Origin of the sequence: Streptomyces canarius, assembly GCF_014650735.1 — a bacterium.
Lineage (GTDB): Bacteria > Actinomycetota > Actinomycetes > Streptomycetales > Streptomycetaceae > Streptomyces > Streptomyces olivaceoviridis.
Genome location: NZ_BMVN01000006.1, coordinates 311,705 through 332,583 on the forward strand (window position 1 = coordinate 311,705; position 20,879 = coordinate 332,583).

18 protein-coding genes, 1 tRNA gene and 1 pseudogene are annotated in these 20,879 nt (G+C 72.0%); 7 read left to right on the forward strand and 13 right to left on the reverse strand.

Annotation, left to right across the window (positions count from 1 at the left end):
• Positions 1 to 4: 4 nt before the first annotated feature.
• Positions 5 to 460, reverse strand: coding sequence for a GNAT family N-acetyltransferase (locus tag IE294_RS12170; protein WP_189885249.1), 456 nt, complete (start codon positions 458 to 460; stop codon positions 5 to 7).
• Between the two features lie 310 nt (positions 461 to 770).
• Between IE294_RS12170 and IE294_RS12175 the strand changes: the two genes are divergently transcribed.
• Positions 771 to 1,538, forward strand: coding sequence for a LuxR C-terminal-related transcriptional regulator (locus IE294_RS12175; RefSeq protein ID WP_189885176.1), 768 nt, complete (start codon positions 771 to 773; stop codon positions 1,536 to 1,538).
• Here IE294_RS12175 and tamR read toward each other — a convergent pair.
• Complete coding sequence (tamR, locus tag IE294_RS12180) at positions 1,497 to 1,994, reverse strand: MarR family transcriptional regulator TamR (RefSeq protein WP_014673201.1); 498 nt, start codon at positions 1,992 to 1,994, stop codon at positions 1,497 to 1,499. The two genes, IE294_RS12175 and tamR, sit on opposite strands and share 42 nt — an antisense overlap.
• An 89-nt stretch (positions 1,995 to 2,083) precedes the next feature.
• On the opposite strand from tamR, the gene IE294_RS12185 reads away from it, so the two are divergent.
• Together IE294_RS12185 and IE294_RS12190 are read left to right on the forward strand one after the other, a co-directional pair.
• Entirely contained in the window at positions 2,084 to 2,896 is an 813-nt protein-coding gene (locus IE294_RS12185) for a trans-aconitate 2-methyltransferase (protein ID WP_189885178.1), read from the forward strand.
• Between the two features lie 2 nt (positions 2,897 to 2,898).
• Positions 2,899 to 3,282, forward strand: a complete 384-nt coding sequence (locus IE294_RS12190; RefSeq protein WP_189885180.1) for a VOC family protein — start codon at positions 2,899 to 2,901, stop codon at positions 3,280 to 3,282.
• Here the strand turns inward: IE294_RS12190 and IE294_RS12195 are convergent.
• Together IE294_RS12195 and IE294_RS12200 are read right to left on the reverse strand one after the other, a co-directional pair.
• Positions 3,267 to 3,944 (reverse strand): TetR/AcrR family transcriptional regulator, encoded by a 678-nt coding sequence (locus tag IE294_RS12195; protein ID WP_014673198.1) that lies wholly within the window; start codon positions 3,942 to 3,944, stop codon positions 3,267 to 3,269. The genes IE294_RS12190 and IE294_RS12195 overlap by 16 nt on opposite strands.
• Entirely contained in the window at positions 3,941 to 4,948 is a 1,008-nt protein-coding gene (locus IE294_RS12200) for an acyl-CoA desaturase (protein WP_189885182.1), read from the reverse strand. Before IE294_RS12200 ends, IE294_RS12195 begins: the two co-directional genes overlap by 4 nt.
• A 305-nt stretch (positions 4,949 to 5,253) precedes the next feature.
• Here IE294_RS12200 and ppc point away from each other — a divergent pair, with 305 nt between their 5' ends.
• Positions 5,254 to 7,986 (forward strand): phosphoenolpyruvate carboxylase, encoded by a 2,733-nt coding sequence (ppc, locus tag IE294_RS12205; RefSeq protein WP_189885184.1) that lies wholly within the window; start codon positions 5,254 to 5,256, stop codon positions 7,984 to 7,986.
• A gap of 85 nt (positions 7,987 to 8,071) precedes the next feature.
• On the opposite strand, the gene IE294_RS12210 is transcribed toward ppc, so the two are convergent.
• The 7 genes and pseudogenes from IE294_RS12210 to IE294_RS12240 all read right to left on the reverse strand — a co-directional run bounded on the left by IE294_RS12210 (position 8,072) and on the right by IE294_RS12240 (position 13,790).
• Positions 8,072 to 8,578, reverse strand: coding sequence for a hypothetical protein (locus tag IE294_RS12210; protein WP_189885186.1), 507 nt, complete (start codon positions 8,576 to 8,578; stop codon positions 8,072 to 8,074).
• A gap of 52 nt (positions 8,579 to 8,630) precedes the next feature.
• A complete protein-coding gene (pth, locus tag IE294_RS12215; RefSeq protein WP_189885188.1) occupies positions 8,631 to 9,233 on the reverse strand; it encodes an aminoacyl-tRNA hydrolase in 603 nt (200 codons plus the stop codon).
• Between the two features lie 75 nt (positions 9,234 to 9,308).
• Complete coding sequence (locus tag IE294_RS12220) at positions 9,309 to 9,899, reverse strand: 50S ribosomal protein L25/general stress protein Ctc (RefSeq protein ID WP_189885190.1); 591 nt, start codon at positions 9,897 to 9,899, stop codon at positions 9,309 to 9,311.
• Positions 9,900 to 10,131: 232 nt separating this feature from the next.
• On the reverse strand, positions 10,132 to 11,112 hold the full coding sequence (locus tag IE294_RS12225; protein WP_030650555.1) for a ribose-phosphate diphosphokinase: 981 nt from the start codon (positions 11,110 to 11,112) through the stop codon (positions 10,132 to 10,134).
• A 154-nt stretch (positions 11,113 to 11,266) separates the two neighbouring features.
• Positions 11,267 to 12,715 carry a bifunctional UDP-N-acetylglucosamine diphosphorylase/glucosamine-1-phosphate N-acetyltransferase GlmU gene (gene glmU, locus IE294_RS12230; protein WP_189885192.1) on the reverse strand — a complete coding sequence of 483 codons (1,449 nt, stop codon included), beginning with the start codon at positions 12,713 to 12,715 and terminating at the stop codon, positions 11,267 to 11,269.
• 116 nt (positions 12,716 to 12,831) lie between these two features.
• A tRNA-Gln gene (locus IE294_RS12235) sits at positions 12,832 to 12,903 on the reverse strand.
• Between the two features lie 29 nt (positions 12,904 to 12,932).
• A pseudogene (locus tag IE294_RS12240) lies at positions 12,933 to 13,790 on the reverse strand (hypothetical protein).
• Positions 13,791 to 13,956: 166 nt separating this feature from the next.
• Here IE294_RS12240 and IE294_RS12245 point away from each other — a divergent pair.
• Positions 13,957 to 15,267: a sensor histidine kinase gene (locus tag IE294_RS12245; protein ID WP_189885194.1), complete on the forward strand. Its 1,311-nt coding sequence runs from the start codon at positions 13,957 to 13,959 to the stop codon at positions 15,265 to 15,267.
• A 176-nt stretch (positions 15,268 to 15,443) separates the two neighbouring features.
• On the opposite strand, the gene IE294_RS12250 is transcribed toward IE294_RS12245, so the two are convergent.
• Both IE294_RS12250 and IE294_RS12255 read right to left on the reverse strand, forming a co-directional pair.
• Positions 15,444 to 15,938, reverse strand: a complete 495-nt coding sequence (locus IE294_RS12250; protein ID WP_189885196.1) for an SUKH-3 domain-containing protein — start codon at positions 15,936 to 15,938, stop codon at positions 15,444 to 15,446.
• A gap of 58 nt (positions 15,939 to 15,996) precedes the next feature.
• On the reverse strand, positions 15,997 to 16,512 hold the full coding sequence (locus IE294_RS12255; protein ID WP_189885198.1) for a YwqJ-related putative deaminase: 516 nt from the start codon (positions 16,510 to 16,512) through the stop codon (positions 15,997 to 15,999).
• 288 nt (positions 16,513 to 16,800) lie between these two features.
• Between IE294_RS12255 and IE294_RS12260 the strand changes: the two genes are divergently transcribed.
• Positions 16,801 to 17,841: an SMI1/KNR4 family protein gene (locus tag IE294_RS12260; protein ID WP_189885200.1), complete on the forward strand. Its 1,041-nt coding sequence runs from the start codon at positions 16,801 to 16,803 to the stop codon at positions 17,839 to 17,841.
• 10 nt (positions 17,842 to 17,851) lie between these two features.
• Positions 17,852 to 20,713: an SUKH-4 family immunity protein gene (locus tag IE294_RS12265; protein ID WP_189885202.1), complete on the forward strand. Its 2,862-nt coding sequence runs from the start codon at positions 17,852 to 17,854 to the stop codon at positions 20,711 to 20,713.
• Positions 20,714 to 20,879: the final 166 nt, after the last annotated feature.

A 20,879-nucleotide genomic window follows, 5' to 3' on the forward strand; every position in this document is an offset into this window, starting at 1 on the left:
CCCGTCAGCCCAGTCGCTTCGTCAGTGTGTACTCCGTGATCCCCGGCGGGTAGTCGGGGATCACGCACACCACCTCGTAGCCCTGTTTCCGGTAGAACTCCGGGGCCTGGAAGCTCCAGGTCTCCAGGCGGGACGCCGTGCAGCCGCGGTCGGTCGCGGCGATGCGTTCCGCCTCCGCCAGCAGACGGGTGCCGAGGCCCGTGCCGCGGTGTGCGGCGTCCACCCACAGGTAGGTGACGTGCAGCCAGGTCGTCCAGGTGTGGCCGACCAGGCCGCCCGCCAGGTCGCCCGCGGTGTCCAGTGCCCACAGGTGCAGGGGCGCGTCGCGTTCGCCGGGCGTGCCGCGCAGCGCGGCCAGGACCGGGGACGCCGCCGTGTTGGTGTCCCACAGCCGTGCGCGGAGCAGATCACGTCGCTCTTTGTCGACTCCCGCCTCAATACGAAACATGCGGCACACCATAAACGTGCCGGGCGGCCAGTTCTGCAATTCGCCTTCCGCCGCGTGCTCCCGTCCGTACTCTGTGGAGCAGCACCGGTGGGGGCCGGTGCCGCTCAGGGGGCGAGACAGGCGGGTACGGCGCCCGCGGTGGGGGTAGCAGTGTTCGCAACGGCGGCGGCCGTGCGGCGCGCGTCCCCTCTCCGCGGGTGTCGTACCCGCGCCGGTCGTCGTTCTCCGGATCCTTTCCGGGCTTTTCCGGACCGACCAGTTCCGGAGCTTTCCGGACCTTGGGTATCCCCTGCTCCACGCGGAGCCTGGGGAAGGGGGTTACGTGGTTCGCATCCGAGTCCTGGTCGTGGACGACCACCGCATCTTCGCCGAGTCGCTCGCCGCCGCCCTGGCCGCCGAGCCCGACGTCGACGTCTTCGCCGCCGGCAGCGGCCCGGCCGCGCTGCGCTGCCTGGAGCGCGCGGCCGGCGAGGGCCGGCCCTACGACGTCCTGCTGGTCGACGCCGACCTGGGCGGCCGGCTGCCCGGCGCCCGCCCGGCCGTGCCGGTGCAGGAGGGCGACGAGGAGGGCCTGGTCGACGGGATCTCGCTCGTCACCGGGGTCCGGGCCGCCCACCCCGCCGTACGGATCGTCGTCCTCGCCGAGAAGGACGACCCGCGCCGCGCGGCCCTCGCGCTCCAGGCGGGGGCGTCCGGCTGGGTCGCCAAGGACTGCTCGCTGTCCCGGCTGCTGACGGTGATCCGGGGGGTGCTGCGCAACGAGACGCACCTGCCGCCCGCGCTGCTCACCGGCGTGCTGAAGGAGCTGACGGCGGCGCGCAAGCACCGCACGGAGAGCGAGCGGCTGGTGGAGTCCCTCACCCCGCGCGAGCGGGAGGTGCTGCGCTGCATGGTGGCCGGGCTCGGCCGCAAGGCCGTCGCCGAGCGGCTGTTCCTCTCCCCGCACACCGTCCGCACCCATATGCAGAACGTCCTCGGCAAGCTGGGCGTCCACTCCACGCTGGCCGCCGTCGCGCTGGCCCGGCGGGCCGGGGTGGGGCCGGTGGACCTAGCCGGGGATGTTGTCGAACGGGGCGGTCAGCTGGCGTAGCAGACCGGCCAGTTCGGCGCGCTGGGCGCGGGACAGCTCGGCGAGGATCGCCCGCTCCTGCTCCAGCAGGCCCGCCAGCGCCTGGTCCGCGCGGTCGCGGCCCTCGTCGGTCAGCCGGACCAGCACCCCCCGCCGGTCGCTCGGGTCGGGCAGCCGCTCGACCAGGCCCTTCTTCGCCAGCCGGTCGATGCGGTTGGTCATCGTGCCCGAGGTGACCAGTGTCTGCGTGAGCAGCTGGCCGGGGGAGAGCTGGTACGGCGTGCCCGCGCGCCGCAGCGCGGTCAGCACGTCGAACTCCCAGGGCTCCAGCTGGTGCTCGGCGAAGGCGAGCCGGCGGGCGCGGTCGAGGTGCCGGGCGAGTCGGCTCACCCGGCTGAGTACTTCCAGCGGCTCCACGTCGAGGTCCGGACGCTCCCGGCGCCACGCTGCGACCAGCCGATCGACCTCGTCCTCCATGGAGATCAGTGTAGTGGTTGTGTCGATGTGAAGTCTCTTGATGTCGAGTCTCTTGACATCGAGAGAAATTGGCGGGGAGAGTGGAGGGTATGACGACGCCGAGCTGGGACCCCGCCCAGTACCTCCGCCACGCCGGGCACCGGGCCCGGCCCTTCGCCGACCTCCTCGCCCGCGTCCCCGGCCTGCCCGGCGACGCACCCCGCATCGCCGACCTCGGCTGCGGCCCCGGCAACGTCACCGCCCTGCTCGCCGACCGCTGGCCCACCGCCCGCATCACCGGCTACGACAACTCGCCCGAGATGCTCGACAAGGCCCACGTCGACCACGAGGGACCCACGGCCCAGGGCGGCCGGCTCGACTTCGCCCACGCCGACGTGCGGACCTGGACGCCCACCGAGCCGTACGACCTGATCGTCTCCAACGCCACCCTCCAGTGGGTGCCGGGCCACGCCGACCGCTTCGCCGACTGGACCGCCGCCCTGCGCCCCGGCGGCACCTTCGCCTTCCAGGTCCCGGACAACATCGACGCCCCGCTGCACGCCCTCATGCGCGAGCTGGCCGCCACCCCCCGCTGGCGGGACCGCCTCGCCGGCCTGCTGCGCCGCACGGACTCCGTGCACGCCCCCGGCGCCTACCTGGACCGCCTGGCGCGCCTCGGCTGCACGGCCGACGTCTGGCAGACGACGTACTTCCACGTCCTGAAGGGCGATGACCCGGTCCTGGACTGGGTGAAGGGCACCGGCCTGAGGCCCGCGCTGACCGCCCTCGCCGACGACCCCGAGGCGCGCGAGGCGTTCCTGACCGAGTACCGGGACCTGCTGCGGCAGGCCTACCCGAGCGCGCCGTACGGCACGGTGCTGCCCTTCCGCCGGCTGTTCGCCGTGGCCGTGAAGGAGGGCTGAGCATGCTGGTGGCGGTCGATCACGTGCAGCTGGCGGCCCCCTCCGGGTCGGAGGACACGCTGCGCGCGTACTACGCCGGCGTCCTCGGCATGACCGAGGTCCCCAAGCCGCCGGCGCTCGCCGCGCGCGGCGGCTGCTGGTTCGAGGCGGGCTTCGTCCGGCTCCACCTGGGGATCCAGCGCGACTTCCGGCCCGCGCGGAAGGCCCACCCCGGGCTGCGGGTGCGGGACATCGAGGCGTACGCGGCCCGCCTCGCCGCGAAGGGCGCCGAGGTCACCTGGGACGACGACCTCCCCGGCCACCGGCGCTTCTCCTCCGAGGACCCCGTCGGCAACCGCCTGGAGTTCCTGGAGCCGGCCCCCCAGGGCGCTCAGCTCTTGCGGTGACCGATCAGCCGCGGCTTCTGCTCCAGGCCGTCCAGGCCGTGCCACGCCAGGTTCACCAGATGGGCCGCCACCTCCGCCTTCTTCGGGCGGCGCACGTCCAGCCACCACTGGCCGGTCAGCGCGACCATGCCGACCAGCGCCTGGGCGTAGAGGGGAGCGAGCTTGGGGTCGAAGCCGCGCGACTTGAACTCGCGGCCCAGGATGTCCTCCACCTGGGTGGCGATGTCCGAGATGAGGGACGCGAAGGAACCCGTGGACTGCGGGATCGGGGAGTCGCGGACCAGGATGCGGAAACCGTCCGTGTACTCCTCGATGTAGTCCAGGAGGGCGAACGCCGCCTGCTCGCACAGCTCACGCGGGTGGCCGGCCGTCAGCGAACTGGTGACCATGTCCAGCAGGCGCCGCATCTCGCGGTCCACCACCACCGCGTACAGCCCCTCCTTGCCGCCGAAGTGCTCGTACACCACCGGCTTGGACACCCCGGCCTTCGCCGCGATCTCCTCCACCGACGTGCCCTCGAAACCCTTGGCGGCGAAGAGGGTGCGACCGATCTCCAGCAACTGCTGGCGGCGCTCGGCACCGGTCATACGGGTCCGGCGGGTCCGCCGCTGCTTGTCGTTGCCTGAGGTGCTGCTGGAGTCGGTCGCCACGGCGTCAATCATGCCGCCTCGGCCGTCTCCCCCCGGCGCCGGGAGCCGCCTCCCCCGGTGTCACGCCGCGAATCGATACGCGAGCGTGACGGCCAGCGCACGTCGTACGCCCAGCCGAGCAGCTCGAAGACGCGGATGAACCGGGCCGAGGAGTCGATCTGGCCGCGCATCACACCGTGCCGCGCCGACGTCGGGTCGGCGTGGTGCAGGTTGTGCCAGGACTCCCCGCAGGACAGCACCGCCAGCCACCACACGTTGCCCGAACGGTCCCGCGACTTGAACGGCCGCTTGCCGACCGCGTGGCAGATCGAGTTGATCGACCAGGTCACATGGTGCAGCAGCGCCACCCGGACGAGTGAACCCCAGAAGAACCCGGTGAACGCGCCCCACCAGGACATCGTCGCCAGACCGCCGATCAGCGGCGGCAGTCCCAGGGACACGGCCGTCCACAGCACGAACTGCCGGGAGATCGCCCGCATCGCCGGGTCCTTGATCAGATCCGGCGCGTACTTGTCCTGCGGGGTCTGCTCCTCGTCGAACATCCAGCCGATGTGCGCCCACCACAGGCCCTTCATCAGCGCCGGGAGCGTCTCGCCGAACCGCCACGGGGAGTGCGGGTCGCCCTCCGCGTCGGAGAACTTGTGGTGCCTGCGGTGATCGGCCACCCAGCGCACCAGCGGACCCTCGACCGCCAGCGAACCCATGATCGCGAGCGCGATCCGCAGGGGCCGCTTCGCCTTGAACGAACCGTGGGTGAAGTACCGGTGGAAACCGATCGTGATGCCGTGGCAGCCCAGGAAGTAGAAGAAGACCAGCAGGCCCAGATCGAGCCAGCTCACCCCCCAGCCCCAGGCCAGCGGCACGGCCGCCACCAGTGCCAGGAACGGCACGGTGATGAACAGGAGCAGCGTGATCTGCTCGATCGAACGCTTCTGCTCGCCGCCCAGCGTGGCGGAGGGAGGAGGTGTGTCGGTGGCCTTACGGGCTTCTTCGATCACATCGGAACTTGAGGTCATGCGCGTCCCCTGTGGGGTCGATGGTCGAGGCAGATGCCGGGCCGCGGGGACCGTACGGGAGTCGACGGGTGCTTCCCTACGGTTCCGTAACCTACGGCATCGTAAGTATGGCAGCGTGTCGCGCGGCGGCAAGAGCCCCAGAGCCTGCGCGTCCACATGGCCACCTATCCTTGGACTCGGTCGGACAGCGCGGTCCGCTGAAGTTTCCTTCCCGGACCCTCCGGCCCGTATGCGGCACCCGCCGTGTGTGGCAGCCGGCCGGGTTCCCTCCCAGACGAGCTTCAACACTGCAAGGAGCCGCACCTGTGAGCAGTGCCGACGACCAGACCACCACGACCAGCAGCGAGCTGCGCGCCGACATCCGCCGGCTGGGTGATCTCCTGGGGGAGACCCTCGTCCGGCAGGAAGGCCCCGAGCTCCTCGAACTGGTCGAGAAGGTCCGCCGCCTCACCCGCGAGGACGGTGACGCCGCCGCCGAGCTGCTGCGCGGCACCGAACTGGACACCGCGGCCAAGCTGGTCCGCGCCTTCTCCACCTACTTCCACCTCGCCAACATCACCGAACAGGTGCACCGAGGCCGAGAACTGCGCGCCCGGCGCGCCGCCGAGGGCGGCCTGCTCGCCCGCACGGCCGACCGGCTCAAGGACGCCGACCCCGAGCACCTGAGGCAGACCGTCCAGAACCTCAACGTCCGCCCGGTCTTCACCGCGCACCCCACCGAGGCCGCGCGCCGGTCCGTCCTCAACAAGCTCCGGCGCATCGCCGCGCTCCTGGACACCCCCGTCCTCGACACCGACCGCCGCCGCCACGACGTCCGCCTCGCCGAGAACATCGACCTCGTCTGGCAGACCGACGAACTGCGCGTCGTACGCCCCGAACCCGCCGACGAGGCCCGCAACGCGATCTACTACCTGGACGAGCTGCACGCCGACGCCGTCGGAGACGTCCTGGAGGACCTGACCGCCGAACTGGAGCGCGTCGGCGTCAAGCTCCCCGACGACACCCGCCCCCTCACCTTCGGCACCTGGATCGGCGGCGACCGCGACGGCAACCCCAACGTCACCCCCCAGGTCACCTGGGACGTCCTCATCCTCCAGCACGAACACGGCATCAACGACGCCCTGGAGATGATCGACGAGCTGCGCGGACTGCTCTCCAACTCCATCCGCTACACCGGCGCCACCGAAGAGCTCCTCGACTCCCTCAAGACCGACCTGGAGCTGCTCCCCGAGATCAGCCCCCGCTACAAGCGCCTCAACGCCGAGGAGCCCTACCGGCTCAAGGCCACCTGCATCCGGCAGAAGCTGGAGAACACCAAGCAGCGCCTCGCCAAGGGCACCCCGCACGAGGAAGGCCGCGACTACCTCGGCACCGGCGAGCTGCTGAAGGACCTGCGCATCATCCAGGCCTCCCTGCGCGAGCACCGCGGCGGCCTGTTCGCCGACGGCCGCCTCGCCCGCACCATCCGCACCCTGGCCGCCTTCGGCCTCCAGCTCGCCACCATGGACGTCCGCGAACACGCCGACGCCCACCACCACGCCCTCGGCCAGCTCTTCGACCGGCTCGGCGAGGAGTCCTGGTGCTACGCCGACATGCCCCGCGACTACCGCGCCAGGCTCCTCGCCAAGGAACTGCGCTCCAGAAGGCCGCTCGCCCCCACCCCGGCCCCCGTCGACGCCGCCGGGCAGAAGACCCTCGGCGTCTTCGAGACCGTCAAGAGGGCCCTGGAGGTCTTCGGCCCCGGGGTCGTCGAGTCCTACATCATCTCGATGTGCCAGGGCGCCGACGACGTCTTCGCCGCCGCCGTCCTCGCCCGCGAGGCCGGACTGCTGGACCTGCACGCCGGCTGGGCCAAGATCGGCATCGTCCCCCTCCTGGAGACCACCGACGAGCTGAAGGCCGCCGACACCATCCTGGAGGACATGCTCTCCGACCCGTCCTACCGGCGCCTGGTCGCGCTGCGCGGCGACGTCCAGGAGGTCATGCTCGGCTACTCCGACTCCTCCAAGTTCGGCGGCATCACCACCAGCCAGTGGGAGATCCACCGCGCCCAGCGCCGGCTGCGCGACGTCGCCCACCGCTACGGCGTACGCCTGCGCCTCTTCCACGGCCGCGGCGGCACCGTCGGCCGCGGCGGCGGTCCCTCCCACGACGCCATCCTCGCCCAGCCCTGGGGCACCCTGGAGGGCGAGATCAAGGTCACCGAGCAGGGCGAGGTCATCTCCGACAAGTACCTCATCCCCTCCCTCGCCCGGGAGAACCTGGAACTGACCGTCGCGGCCACCCTCCAGGCCTCCGCCCTGCACACCGCCCCCCGCCAGTCCGACGAGGCCCTCGCCCGCTGGGACGCGGCCATGGACGTCGTCTCCGACGCCGCCCACGCCGCCTACCGCCGCCTGGTCGAGGACCCCGACCTGCCGACGTACTTCCTCGCCTCCACGCCCGTCGACCAGCTCGCCGAGCTGCACCTGGGCTCGCGGCCCTCCCGCCGCCCCGGCTCGGGCGTCTCGCTCGACGGCCTGCGCGCCATCCCGTGGGTGTTCGGCTGGACCCAGTCCCGGCAGATCGTGCCCGGCTGGTTCGGCGTCGGCTCCGGCCTCAAGGCGCTGCGGGAAACCGGTCTGGACACCGTGCTCGGCGAGATGCACGAACAGTGGCACTTCTTCCGCAACTTCATCTCCAACGTCGAGATGACCCTCGCCAAGACGGACCTGCGGATCGCCCAGCACTACGTCGACACCCTCGTCCCCGACGAGCTCAAGCACGTCTTCGACGCCATCAAGGCCGAACACGAGCTGACCGTCCGCGAGGTCCTGCGGATCACCGGCGAACAGGAACTGCTGGACGCCCAGCCCGTCCTCAAGCAGACCTTCGCCATCCGCGACGCCTACCTGGACCCGATCTCCTACCTCCAGGTCACCCTGCTCAAGCGGCAGCGCGACGCCGCCGCGGCCGGCACCGACCCCGACCCGCTGCTCTCCCGCGCCCTGCTCCTCACCGTCAACGGCGTGGCGGCGGGCCTGCGCAACACCGGCTGACCCGCCGCGCACCAGAGGGTGCCCCCGAGGTCGTCCGACCCCGGGGGCACCCTCCTTCGCTCACCTCACCGCGACGCCGCGCACGTCACTGCGACGCCGCGAACGCCGCCGTCAGCAGCACCGCGCCGGACAGCCCCAGCACCCACGCCGTCCGGACCAGCCGCATCCCGCCCGCCACCACCACCGAGGCCAGCAGCAGCGCCCCGCCCAGCGGCACCCAGGCGTACAGGACGCCCGCCGGACCGGACCGCACCGCCTCCCCGGTACCGGGCTTCAGCACCACGGCGTACGTCGACCCCGTACGCACCGCCACCGACTTCCCGATCTCCACGCGCGCGCGTGGCCGCGCCCCCGCCGACGTCGGCGTGAACGGCCCCGTACAGGTGTCCCCGGCACACCGCGTCACCTTCACCGTGCCCGACTCACGCCCCTTCGCCAGCATCACGTGCTGGGCGGTCCCCCAGGACCCCCGCACCCCGGCGAACAGAATCAGCGCGGCGAGCGCACCCATCGCCGCGACCCGCCCGAACCGCAACGCGGACACGGACGCCTGACGAGCGGTACTGGCTGAGGCAGGCATGGCCGGGATCATTGGCCATATCCCTACGGCCGGTCAACTCCCCGTAGGGCCAAGCCCGGACAAGTCAGGAGTTGTACGCGCTCTGCGCCCGCTCCAGCCCCTCCGTCACCAGACACTCCACCGCGTCCGCCGCACGGTCCACGAACCAGTCCAGCTCCTTGCGCTCCGCCGAGGAGAAGTCCTTCAGCACGAAGTCCGCCACCTGCATCCGGCCCGGCGGCCGGCCGATCCCGCACCGCACCCGGTGGTAGTCCGGACCCATCGCCTTCGTCATCGACTTCAGACCGTTGTGCCCGTTGTCACCGCCGCCCAGCTTCAGCCGCAGCGTCGCGTAGTCGATGTCCAGCTCGTCATGGACCGCGACGATGTTCCCCACCGGAACCTTGTAGAAGTCCCGCAGCGCGTTCACCGGACCACCGGAGAGGTTCATGTACGACATCGGCTTCGCCAGGACCACCCGACGGCTCCCCGGCCCCGCCGGACCGATCCGCCCCTCCAGCACCTGCGCCTGCGCCTTGCCCGCCCGCTTGAACTTCCCCCCGATCCGCTCCGCGAGCAGGTCGGCCACCATGAACCCGACGTTGTGCCGGTTCATGGCGTACTCCGGCCCGGGATTGCCGAGCCCGACGACGAGCCAGGGATCACTGGCGGCGGTGGTCACGTCCATGTCTCCTTGATACGCGCCAGCCGCCGCCCCCGGCGAGGGAGGCGGCGGCTGAACAGATTCCTACGACGGCGAGGATCAGGCCTCCGCCGCCTCGCCCTCGGCGGCCTCGCCCTCGGTCTCCTCGGCCTGGGCGGACAGGACCTGGAGGACGACCGTGTCCTCCTCGACGGCCAGCGTGGTGCCGGACGGGAGCGGGATGTCCTTGGCGAGGATGGAGGCGCCGGCCTCCAGGCCCTCGACGGAGACGGTGACCGACTCGGGGATGTGCGTGGCCTCGGTCTCGACGGGCAGCGCGTTCAGGACGTGCTCCAGCAGGTTGCCGCCCGGCGCCAGCTCGCCCTCGGTGTGGACGAAGATCTCCACCGTGACCTTCTCGCCACGCTTGACCAGCTGAAGGTCGACGTGCTCCAGGAAGCCCTTCAGCGGGTCGCGCTGCACGGCCTTCGGGATCGCCAGCTCGTTGGACTTGCCGTCGATGTCCAGGGAGATCAGGACGTTCGGCGTACGCAGCGCCAGCAGCAGGTCGTGGCCCGGCAGGGTCAGGTGCAGCGGGTCGGAGCCGTGGCCGTACAGAACGACCGGCACCTTGTTGTCACGGCGGATGCGGCGGGCCGCACCCTTGCCGAACTCGGTGCGGGTCTCGGCGCTGAGCTTCACCTCGGACATATGGATCACTCCTCGTAGGAACTCGGAACGGACGTGGTCACCCGGCCACGAACGGCCTGCTACGAAGAGCGCGTCGATAACGGACCGCCGTACACGAGTACGGCCTCCCTCGCCGAGCAACTGAAGCAGTCTACTCGGCAGGGGAGGCCCTACCCAAAACGATCACCTCAGGGGTGCGTACGGGGATGCGGCAAGGGGTGCGGCAGGAGGTGCGGAAGGGAGTGCAGAAACCTCACTGCTCGTCGAAGAGGCTGGTCACCGAGCCGTCCTCGAACACCTCACGCACCGCACTCGCGATCGTCGGAGCGATCGACAGCACCTTGATCTTGTCCAGATCCACCGCCAGCTCACCCGGCGTCGGCAGCGTGTTCGTGAACACGAACTCACTCACCCGCGAGTTCTTCAGCCGATCGGCCGCCGGGCCCGACAGCACACCGTGCGTCGCCGTCACGATGACGTCCTCCGCACCGTGCGCGAACAACGCGTCGGCAGCCGCACAGATCGTGCCACCCGTGTCGATCATGTCGTCCACCAGGACACACACACGACCCTTGACCTCACCCACGACCTCGTGGACGGTCACCTGGTTCGCCACGTCCTTGTCACGCCGCTTGTGCACGATCGCCAGCGGCGCACCGAGCCGGTCACACCACCGGTCCGCCACCCGCACCCGGCCCGCGTCCGGCGACACGACCGTCAGCTTCTCCCGGTCCACCTTCGCACCCACGTAGTCCGCCAGCAGCGGCAGCGCGAACAAGTGGTCCACCGGACCGTCGAAGAAACCCTGGATCTGGTCGGTGTGCAGATCCACGGTCAGGATGCGGTCCGCACCCGCCGTCTTCATCAGATCCGCGATCAGACGCGCCGAGATCGGTTCACGACCCCGGTGCTTCTTGTCCTGCCGCGCGTAACCGTAGAACGGCACGATCACAGTGATCGACCGCGCCGAAGCACGCTTCAGCGCATCGATCATGATCAGCTGCTCCATGATCCACTTGTTGATCGGAGCCGTGTGGCTCTGGATCAGGAAGCAGTCCGCACCACGAGCCGACTCCTGGTAACGGACGTAGATCTCACCATTCGCGAAGTCGAAGGCCTTCGTCGGGACGACCCCGACACCCAGCTGCTGGGCGACCTCCTCGGCAAGCTCGGGGTGGGCGCGGCCGGAGAAGAACATCATCTTCTTCTCGCCGGTCGTCTTGATCCCGGTCACAGCACAGTCTCCTCAGAGGTTGTCTCAGCCAGCCGGCTGCTCGGCGACCTCTCGGCTGGGCATGAGAGGCCGGATCAGCTGGTAAGGGTGCGGGGTGCACACGTGCGGATGTGCACTTATCACGGTACGCCGTGTTTGGCGCACGCGTTTCCGGTCAGTCCTCGTTCTCACCCTGCCGGGACGACGCCTCGGCCGCCTTCGCCGCCGCGCTCCCCGGACGCTTCCGGGCCACCCAACCCTCGATATTCCGCTGCTGGCCACGGGCCACGGCCAGCGAACCGGGCGGCACATCCTTCGTGATCACCGACCCGGCGGCGGTGTAGGCACCGTCCCCGACCGTGACAGGAGCCACAAACATGTTGTCCGCACCGGTCCGGCAATGCGACCCCACCGTCGTGTGATGCTTGTCCTGACCGTCGTAGTTCACGAACACGCTCGCCGCGCCGATGTTCGTGTAGTCGCCGATCCTCGCGTCCCCGACATACGACAGGTGCGGCACCTTGGTGCCCTCCCCGATCGACGCGTTCTTCGTCTCGACGTACGTCCCGATCTTGCCCTTCGCACCCAGCCGGGTCCCCGGCCGCAGATACGCGTACGGCCCCACGGACGCCTGCGGCCCCACGACCGCCCCGTCGGACACCGTGTTGTCCACCCGCGCCCCCGCACCCACCTCGGTGTCCTTCAGCCGGCTGTTGGGTCCCACCTCGGCACCCTCACCCAGACGCGTCGACCCCGTCAGCTGCGTCCCCGGATGCACCACCGCGTCCCGCTCGAAGGTGACGGTCACATCGACCCACGTGGTCGCCGGGTCGACGATCGTCACCCCCTCCAGCATCGCCCGCTCCAGCAGCCGGTCGTTCAGGATCCGCCGCGCCTCCGCGAGCTGCACCCGGTTGTTGATCCCGGCGATCTCACGGTGGTCGGCCGCCACGGAAGCCCCCACCCGGTGCCCGGCCTCCCGCAGGATCCCCAGCACGTCCGTGAGGTACTCCTCACCCTGGCTGTTGTCCGTCCGCACCTTCTTCAGCGCGTCCGCCAACAGCTGCCCGTCGAACGCGAACACACCGCTGTTGATCTCCCGGATCTCCCGCTGGACCTCGGACGCGTCCTTGTGCTCCACGATCGCGGTGACGGCACCCGTCGCCCCGTCCCGCACGATCCGGCCGTAACCGGTCGCGTCCGGGACCTCGGCCGTCAGCACGGTCACGGCGTTGCCGTCGGCCTCGTGCGTCCCGGTCAGCCGCCGGAGCGTGTCGGCGGTGAGCAGCGGGGTGTCCCCGCACACGACCACGACGGTCCCGTCGACGGACCCGCCCAGCTCCTCCAGCCCCATCCGCACGGCGTGCCCGGTGCCGTTCTGCTCCGCCTGCACGGCGGTCCTGGTGGCCGGGTCGATCTCGGCGAGGTGCGCGCCGACCTGCTCACGGGCGTGGCCCACGACGACGACGAGGTCCTGCGGGTCCAGCTCACGAGCGGCGGCCAGCACATGTCCGACCAGGGAGCGGCCGCAGATGTCGTGCAGGACCTTCGGTGTGGCCGACTTCATACGGGTGCCCTCACCCGCTGCGAGAACGACGACGGCGGCCGGGCGAATGGCGCTCACGGGGTTGCCCTTCGGCTGTGGATGGGTGGGGGTGACAGCCGCAGGATACCGGGGCGGGTTGAGGGGGACATGAGTGCGGGCCCTGACGGTGGTGTCAGGGCCCGGTGGCCGTGCAGCTCCCCTGCCAGGACTCGAACCTGGAACAAATCATCCAAAGTGACCCGTGTTGCCGATTACACCACAGGGGAGTGTATACGCTCCCTAAACGGACATTTCGTCAGTCCGTTGAGGTCGCGGCACCTACTATGCCGCACCACCAGCCTTCGATGCGACGGTACAAGTCGGCGCCTTGCAGGACTTTGATCACGAGGCAGCCGCGGTAACCGTCACCGGTGTTCTTGCGCACCGTCTTCGGGTTGTGCTTCTTGAGCGTTGTCTTGTTGAACCTGGAGGCGTCGGCGCCGACCAGGTCGGCCCAGTAGCGCTCGGCTCCGCCCACATCGGCGTTCTCGTGGATCATCACGGTGAACCGCAGGCGCTCCCGCTCCACTTGAAGCAGGTCGAGCCATGCCAGGAACACTTTGATCATTCCGGGGTCACTGTTCACGAAGGCGACGTTCTCCCGGCAGTCGTACGGCTTGTCCTTGCCGCCCTCGGCCCAGTAGAGGCCCACGCCCACCAGGAACAGCTCGCGCGTCGACAGTCCGCCGATCGACCGCTTGGCCTCTTCCTTCGTCCGCCGCCTCTCCTCGTCCCGGACGCGTAGCTTCTGCTCCCAGCCCTTGCGGGCGATGGCCGCCGCTTCCTGGGAGGTTCGTCGGCGCTCCGGCTTCGGCAGATCGCGGACTCACAGTGGCACGGAGCTTCGCGAGCAGCCCAGTTCCGCTTCGATCTGGTCGTACGTCCAGCCCTGGAGCCGTAGCTCTCGTGCCCGCGCTCGCAGGTCGTCCTTCGCCCTCGGGCGCTTCGTCCACTCCGGCGGGGGTTCGCCCTTCACCAGTTGGTTGAGGATGTCGTTGTTGTAGATCTTCAGCTCGTCGCGGATCTGGCGGAGGCTGTGGCCGGCCCGGCGGAGTGCCGCGGCCTGCTCCTTGAGCCCCTCGAAGTCGGCGTATTTGCCTGGTGAATGTGCCATACGCATACCGTCTGGACGGAATGTTGGGTTCCGGGTGTGAACGAGGGAGGTTCACCAGTTCGAGGGATAACAGGTGGTTTCGAAGGCGTTCGGTTACGGAGTGTGGCCTGTGGAGGTAGGCGGAAGTCACCGGAAATGCCGCACCTGACGCCCGTAGGCTGGAGCCATGACCACGACGGGGGAAGACCACGAGAGGGCGTTGAGCGGCCCTTGGTGGTGGGTGAGGCGGCGCAGCGCGGTGTTCGACGGGGGCCTCGCGCTGGTGTCCGCCCTGGAGTGCGCGGCGGAGGGGATTCCGTTCGCGCGGGACGCGGGGATCCCGGCGTCCGTGGGGATCGTGTTCGGTCTGATCGCGGGTTCGGTGCTGCTGGTGCGCCGGAAGTGGCCGATCGCGGTGGTGCTGGTGGCGATCGCGATCACGCCGGCCCAGATGGGTTTCCTGATGGGCGTGGTCGGTCTGTACACGCTGGCCGCGTGTGAGCTGCCGCGGCGGATCATCGGGGCGTTGACGGGGATGTCGCTGCTGGGGACGGCGGTGGTGACGTTCGTGCGGGTGCGGCAGGGCACGTCGCGCGGTGACCTGACGCTGGGTGACTGGTTCGTGCCGTTCGCGGCGGTGACGACGGCGTTGGGGCTGACGGCTCCGCCGGTGTTGCTGGGGCTGTACGTGGGGGCGCGGCGGCGGTTGATGGAGAGCCTGCGGGAGCGGGCGGACAGTCTGGAGCGGGAGCTCCAGTTGCTCGCGGAGCGGGCGGAGGAGCGGGCCGAGTGGGCGCGCAACGAGGAGCGGACGCGGATCGCCCGGGAGATGCATGACGTGGTCGCGCACCGGGTGAGTCTGATGGTGGTGCACGCGGCGGCGTTGCAGGCGGTGGCCCGGAAGGATCCGGAGAAGGCGGTGCGGAACGCCGCGCTGGTCGGGGACATGGGGCGGCAGGCGTTGACCGAGTTGCGGGAGATGCTGGGGGTGCTGCGGGCGGGGGAGGACGCGGGCCGGCGTGCGGCGTCGGCGCCGTTGGCGGTGGTGGGGGAGGCGGCTGCCGCGGCGGCTTCCCGGGTGGCCGAGGCGGAGGGGGCGGTGGAGGGGCCGTGTCTGTCGGAGCTGGATGAGTTGATCGGGCAGTCGGCCGCCGCGGGGATGGTGGTGGATCTGTCGGTCGAGGGGGAGGTGCGGTCGTATGCGGCGGAGGTCGAGCAGACGGCGTACCGGGTGGTGCAGGAGGCGTTGACGAACGTCCACAAGCACGCGGCGGGTGCGAAGACGCGTGTGCGGTTGGCGCACCGGGTGTCGGAGATCGCGATGCAGGTGGAGAACGGGCCGCCGCCGGAGCCGGCGTCGGCGTCGGCGGCGGGGCTGCCGTCGGGTGGGAACGGCCTGGTGGGGATGCGGGAGCGGGTCGTGGCGCTGGGAGGGGTGTTCGTGTCGGGTCCGACGGACGCGGGGGGTTTCCGGGTGTCGGCGGTGATTCCGGCGTAGGGGCGCGTGGTCTCCGTCCTGGTGGGGGCGTGCGGGGGAGGGGCGCCGGGCGCCGGTGCCGGCGGGTGGTCGGTCCGGTGGTGCGGCGCACCGGGGTGGGGGCCGGCGGTGAGGCGTACCGGGTGCCAGCCGGCGGGGTGCCGGGGTGTCGGCCGGCCGTGGCCTGTGCCGTGGGGTCAGCCGGCTGTGAGGCGGATCGGTTGGATGCCGGTGATGAGGGTGGCCAGGGCGTGGTCGATGTCGGGGCCGAGGTACCAGTCGCCGGTGTGGTCGATGGTGTAGACGCGGCCTTCGGCGTCGATGGCGACGAGGGCGGCGTTGTCGGTCTCCTCGCCGAGGGGGCTGAGTTCGGTGCCGAGGGCGCGGCCGAGGTCGCCGAGGGTGCGGGCGTGGTGGAGGCCGTGGAGGGGGTCGACGTGGAGGCCGGCGGGGGCGATCTGGCGGCCGGGGCCGGCGGGGGTGATGCTCAGGCCGCCGAACTCGGCCCAGGCTTCGACGGCGGCGGGGAACACGGTGTGCCGGTGTCCGGCGGGTGAGGTGTGTTCGCGCAGGGCGTCGGCCCAGATCTCGGCCTGCTTTATGTCCCAGCGTCCGGGTTGCCAGCCGGCGGCGCGCAGGGCGGCGTCGACGGGGACGGGGAAGCGGGTGGTGGAGGTGCGGTCGGGGTGCATCTGCCCTTCGATCGTCGTGCGTGCTGGTGGTTCCGGTGGTCGCCGGGGGCGCCGGGGGTCAGTCGCCGGTCGCGGTGGAGTCGACGATGCGGACGCCGAAGTGGGCGCTGAGGGCGGTGCAGGCGCGGCAGGGGGTGGCGAAGCTGCCGTGGAGGGGGTCGCCGTCCTCGCGTATGCGGCGGGCGGTGAGTTTGGCGTGTTTGAGGGCCTTGCGGGCTTCGCCGTTGGTCATGGGTCTGCGGGCGGCGCGTTTGCTGCGGGCGGCGTCGGCGGCGGCGATGTGCCGGGAGATGAGGATGGTCTCGGCGCAGCGGCCGGTGAAGCGGTCGCGCTGGTCGCTGGTGAGGGTGTCGAGGAAGTCCTGGACGAGGGGGTGCAGGGCCGGGGGCTGGTCGCTGCGGGCGGCGGTGCCGGTGAGGGTGGCGCCGCGGACGGAGAGGGCGGCGGCGACGGCGGGCAGGATGCCGTCGCGGCGGTGCCGGAGGGTGGGGACGGGGGGTGTGTCGGTGCTGCTCCAGTCGATGCGAGGGTCGCCGGCCCGCACGTCGGTACCTCCGGTCCGCAGAGCGTTCATGATCGTTCTTCCCTCCCCGGGCATCCCCCCGAAGGACACAGGGTGCCAAATGCCGTGGCTGGTGTGGAAGCTGGGGCGGTGCGACACGCCCGTGTCCGGGCGGGTTGTGACGGTGGGGTGACGGCTGGTCACGACGGTGCGGGGGCGGGGGTGCCGGTGGGGGGCGACGGGTGCCGGGGCGGGGATGCGGTGGGCCGGTGACCGGGGGTGGCGTACCGCATAGGCTGTCGCCATCCGCGATCGACACCGCCGTTCAGGCCAGAGAGAACGCCGCAGGGGGCAACCGCCATGACGACAGGTCGGCTCGGGCTGGGTGCGCCGCCCAGCGGCCAGGCCGGTGGACAAGCCGCGCCGCCGAACGCGGCCTACGCCGGGCAGGTCGTGCACTTTCCGGATCCGGTCCGGGCGGCACGTCACCCGAGAGGGGTACGGGTCGATGAGCGGGGTTACCCGGATTTCTCGCCGTACGCGCGCGTGGCGGTGGAGATCGCCGAGCCGCCGGAGGGTTTCGGGGTCGACGAACTGCGGCTGACGGACTACGTGTCGGCGAACGCGGCGCTGGCGGCGGCGCGGCACGAGCTGTGGGACACGGTGCCGGATGTGGCGACGCCGCACGGCTGGACGTGGCATCACGTGGCGGGTACGCGGCGGTTGGAGCTGGTGCCGGTCGAGGTGAAGGCGCTGCTGCGGCATCACGGTGGGGTGGCGACGGCGCCGGTGGACCACGGCAAGCGCGGTACGCGGCCGTTGCAGGAGTCGCGGCCGGCGCATTTCGGGCTGCCGAAGTCGGGTGTGGCGGTGACGGAGGCGCAGGTGCAGGGCGTCGAGGAGGATCTCGGCTACCGGCTGCCGGGCGCCTACCGCTCGTTCCTGAAGGCGGCGGGCGGGTGCGCGCCGGTCGGCACGGCGCTGGACGCCGAGTTGGGGCTGCTGCTGGACCAGCCGTGCTTCACGGTGCGGGACGAGGCCGCGGTCAATGACCTGGTGTACGTGAACAAGTGCCTGCGCGACCATCTGACGAAGGACTACCTCGGTGTGACCTTCGTGCAGGGCGGGCTGCTCGCGGTGAAGGTGAGGGGCGAGCGGGTCGGTTCGGTGTGGTTCTGCGCGTACGACGATGTGCGGGACGTCGATCCGTCGTGGTCGCCGGGGGAGCGGGTGGAGCGTCTGCTGCTGCCGTGCGGCGACGACTTCGACGCGTTCCTGTCCCGGCTGGCCGGGAGCCCGCCGGAGTTGGAGACGGTGGCCCATCTGATGGTGGACGGCGGTTTCGCCCGTGTCGTCCCGGTGTCTTCCGGCTCGGCGTCTTCCGGCCCGGTGGGGGAGTGAGCTGCGAGCGATGGTGACGTACGCGCAGGCGCAGGAGCGCGCCGAGGAGTGGATCAACGGCGACGTGCCCGCGTACCAGCACCGTGAGGTGCGGGTGCGGGAGTTCGAGCTGGGGTTCGTGGTGTGGGGCGAGGACCGGGCGGAGGGCCCGCGTTCGGACGCGGGCGGCCAGCGGCTGGTCATCGCCCGGGACAGCGGGGAGGCGACGCTGTGGCCCGCGCTGCCGGTGGGTGAGGTGATCCGCCGGTACGAGGAGGAGTACGGCCGCGCCGACGGGCCGCGGGACGCGGTGCCGGCGCCTGCCCCCGCGCGGTTGGACCTGAACCAGACGTCGTTCCTGCTGACTCCTCCGGAGTGGTTGCAGGAGGCGGCGGACAAGCTGGGGCTGGGGGAGCGGCGGCCGGAGGGCGCGGGTTCGCCGGGCTCGGCCGCGGAGGCGCCCGCCGGCCGGAGTTCGGCTCCGGCCGGGGGTACGGCTGGTGGCCTGGCCCCTGACGGGGGTACGGCCGGTGGTACGGCGTCGGGTGCGGCCTCCTCCGGCGGCCCCGGAGCGGCCGGGACGCGGGCCGGGGTGCCCGTGGGAGCGGATGTGCCCGCGGGGGCCACGCCGTGGGCCGGTACCGACACGAACGCCGGGTCCGGTGAGGACGACCGTTCCGTGCCGCTGCCCGCGACCGTGTTCGCTCCGCCGTTGGGTGACGCGGACGAGGCGCCGCGTCCGCCCGCGGTCGCGCCGGACGCGCCGACCGCGCTGATGTCGGGCGGCAGCCAGTTGCCGCCGACGGCGGTCGCGCCGGCGCTCGATCTGCCGGGTGCGCAGGGTGGCGCACCGGGGGCGCCTGTCCCGCCGGGTGCGCCGGGCGTCGGACAGGGCAGTATGCCCCCACCGCCGCCGGGCACGCCGGCGTACGGTCATCCGCACGTTCCACCGGCCCCGGGTACGCCCCCGGCGGGCGTACCGCCCTATCCGCCGGCGCAGGGCACTCCGCCCGCGCCCCCCGCGCCCGCCGGTGCGCCGGGCGCGTCGGCGTACGGTCATCCGCAGGCGCCGCAGCCTCCGGCGGCCCCGGGTGAGCGCGCGCGTCGGCTCGCGCCGAACGCGGGGGAGATCGCGGACGCCGCGACGAGCAAGGCGGCGCCACCGAAGAAGGGGCGCGGTGGGGCGGGCGCGCCGCCTCCGCCGCCGGGTGCGCCGGGGAGCGCGGCGACGCCGCCCCCGCCCGCGGGCGGGTACGTACCGACGCGGCTCGTGTCGTCGCTCGGGCCGGAGGGCCCCGAGGCGCAGGGCGGTCAGGGGAACGGGGGCGGGGCGCAGGCGCCGGGTGGTGTGCACCACGCGGCCACGGTCCTGGCCGACCCGAGCCGGCTGGGCGGCCCGGCACCGCAGCATCCGGGCGCGCCCGGCGCGCCGGGCATGCCGAACCCGTCCGGTGCCCCTGCGGCTCCCGGCGCCCCGCAGCCTCCGAGCGCTCCCGGAACCCCCGGAGCTCCCCCCGCTCACGGTGCCGTGCACCACGCGGCAACCGTCCTGGCCACTCCGCCGGTGGCCGGGCCGGGCGCACCCCCGCCGCCCGCCCCCGGCATGCCGGGCACCCCGGGCACGCCCAACCCGCCCGGCGCCCCAGGTGTGCCCCCGGCACCGGGTGCCTCCGCCATGCCTCCCGGCGCTCCGGGCGGTCAGCCGCCCATGCCGCCGGGCCCCGGCATGCCTCCCGGCGCCCCGGGTGCTCCGGGCATGGCCCCCGGCGCCCAGCCGCCCACGCCGCCCGGCGCCCCGGGCACCCCCGGTATGCCCCCCAGTGCTCCCGGCGTCCAGCCCCCCATGCCTCCGGGTGGCATGCCTCCGGGTGGGCCCGTGCCTGGGCAGGGGGCGGCGTACGGGTATCCGCAGCAGGGGCAGCCGACGGTCGGGCCCGGTTACCAGGCCGTGCTGCGGTACCGCGCGCAGGACGGGTCCGAGCAGCAGTTGATCCGGCGTTCGGCGCCGGGGACGCCGCACCCGGAGTGGCAGATCTTCCACGAGCTGCGGGCCATGAACGTGCCGCCGGACCAGGTGCTGGAGCTGCACACGGAGCTGGAGTCGTGCGAGCTGCCGGGGGCGTACTGCGCGCGGATGATCCGGGAGCAGTGGCCGCAGGCGAGGATCGCGAGCATCGCGCCGTACGGCACGGACCACGCGAGCCGGCAGCAGGGCATGCGGCAGTTGCTGGCGCACCAGGGCGAGTTGCACCAGGTGGCGGACGGTCCCGCGCGGCCCGCGCCGGTGCGGGCGCCGCTGCCGCCGGTGCAGGTCGCGCCGCCGGTGCCCCCGGAGGGGATCGCGCAGGAGCTGGCCGGGGCGTTCGGGCCGGGGATCTTCCGGTTCGAGCAGCAGGCGGTGTCCCGGCAGGGGGTGCCGCCGATCGTGGCGCACACCCTGGTCGTGGCGGGGCTGCCGCTGGACATGGGCCCGTTCTTCTGGGCGCAGGCGCAGCCGGGCCGCCCGGTGCCGACGCTGGCGGAGCTGGCGGCGGAGCGCGGGGTGCGGCCGGCGGCGGACGCGGGGTCGTACCTCGTCATGGGGACCGACTTCGGCAAGGCGATCTGTGTGCAGTACGGGACGGCGAACATCGTGGCCGTGCCGGTGGAGGCGGGGCCGGGCGGTGCGCCGGTGCCGCCGCAGTTCGTGAACACGGCGCTGCCGGAGTTCACCCGGTGTCTGGCGTTGCTGGGCCGGATGTGGCGCCTGAGGTACGGGCTGAACCAGGAGCAGGCGGGCCGCTGGACCGTCGACTTCCAGGCGCAGCTGGCCGCCCTGGACCCGGCGGCGCTCGGTTCGCCGGAGAGCTGGTGGTCGGTGCTGCTGGAGCAGATGTGGGACGGGCTGTTGTAGCGCAGTCGCCGCCCGGCCGCCGGGTGTGAGCATTCGGGCCCCGCACGCGCGCGTGCGGGGCCCGACGCGTTGCCGGTGAGAGGGCCGGCGCGTTGTACCTGACGGCCGGCGCGTCGGCCGTGAGGGGGCCGTTCGGAGCGGTGGCGTGACGTGTCTGCGGAGTGTC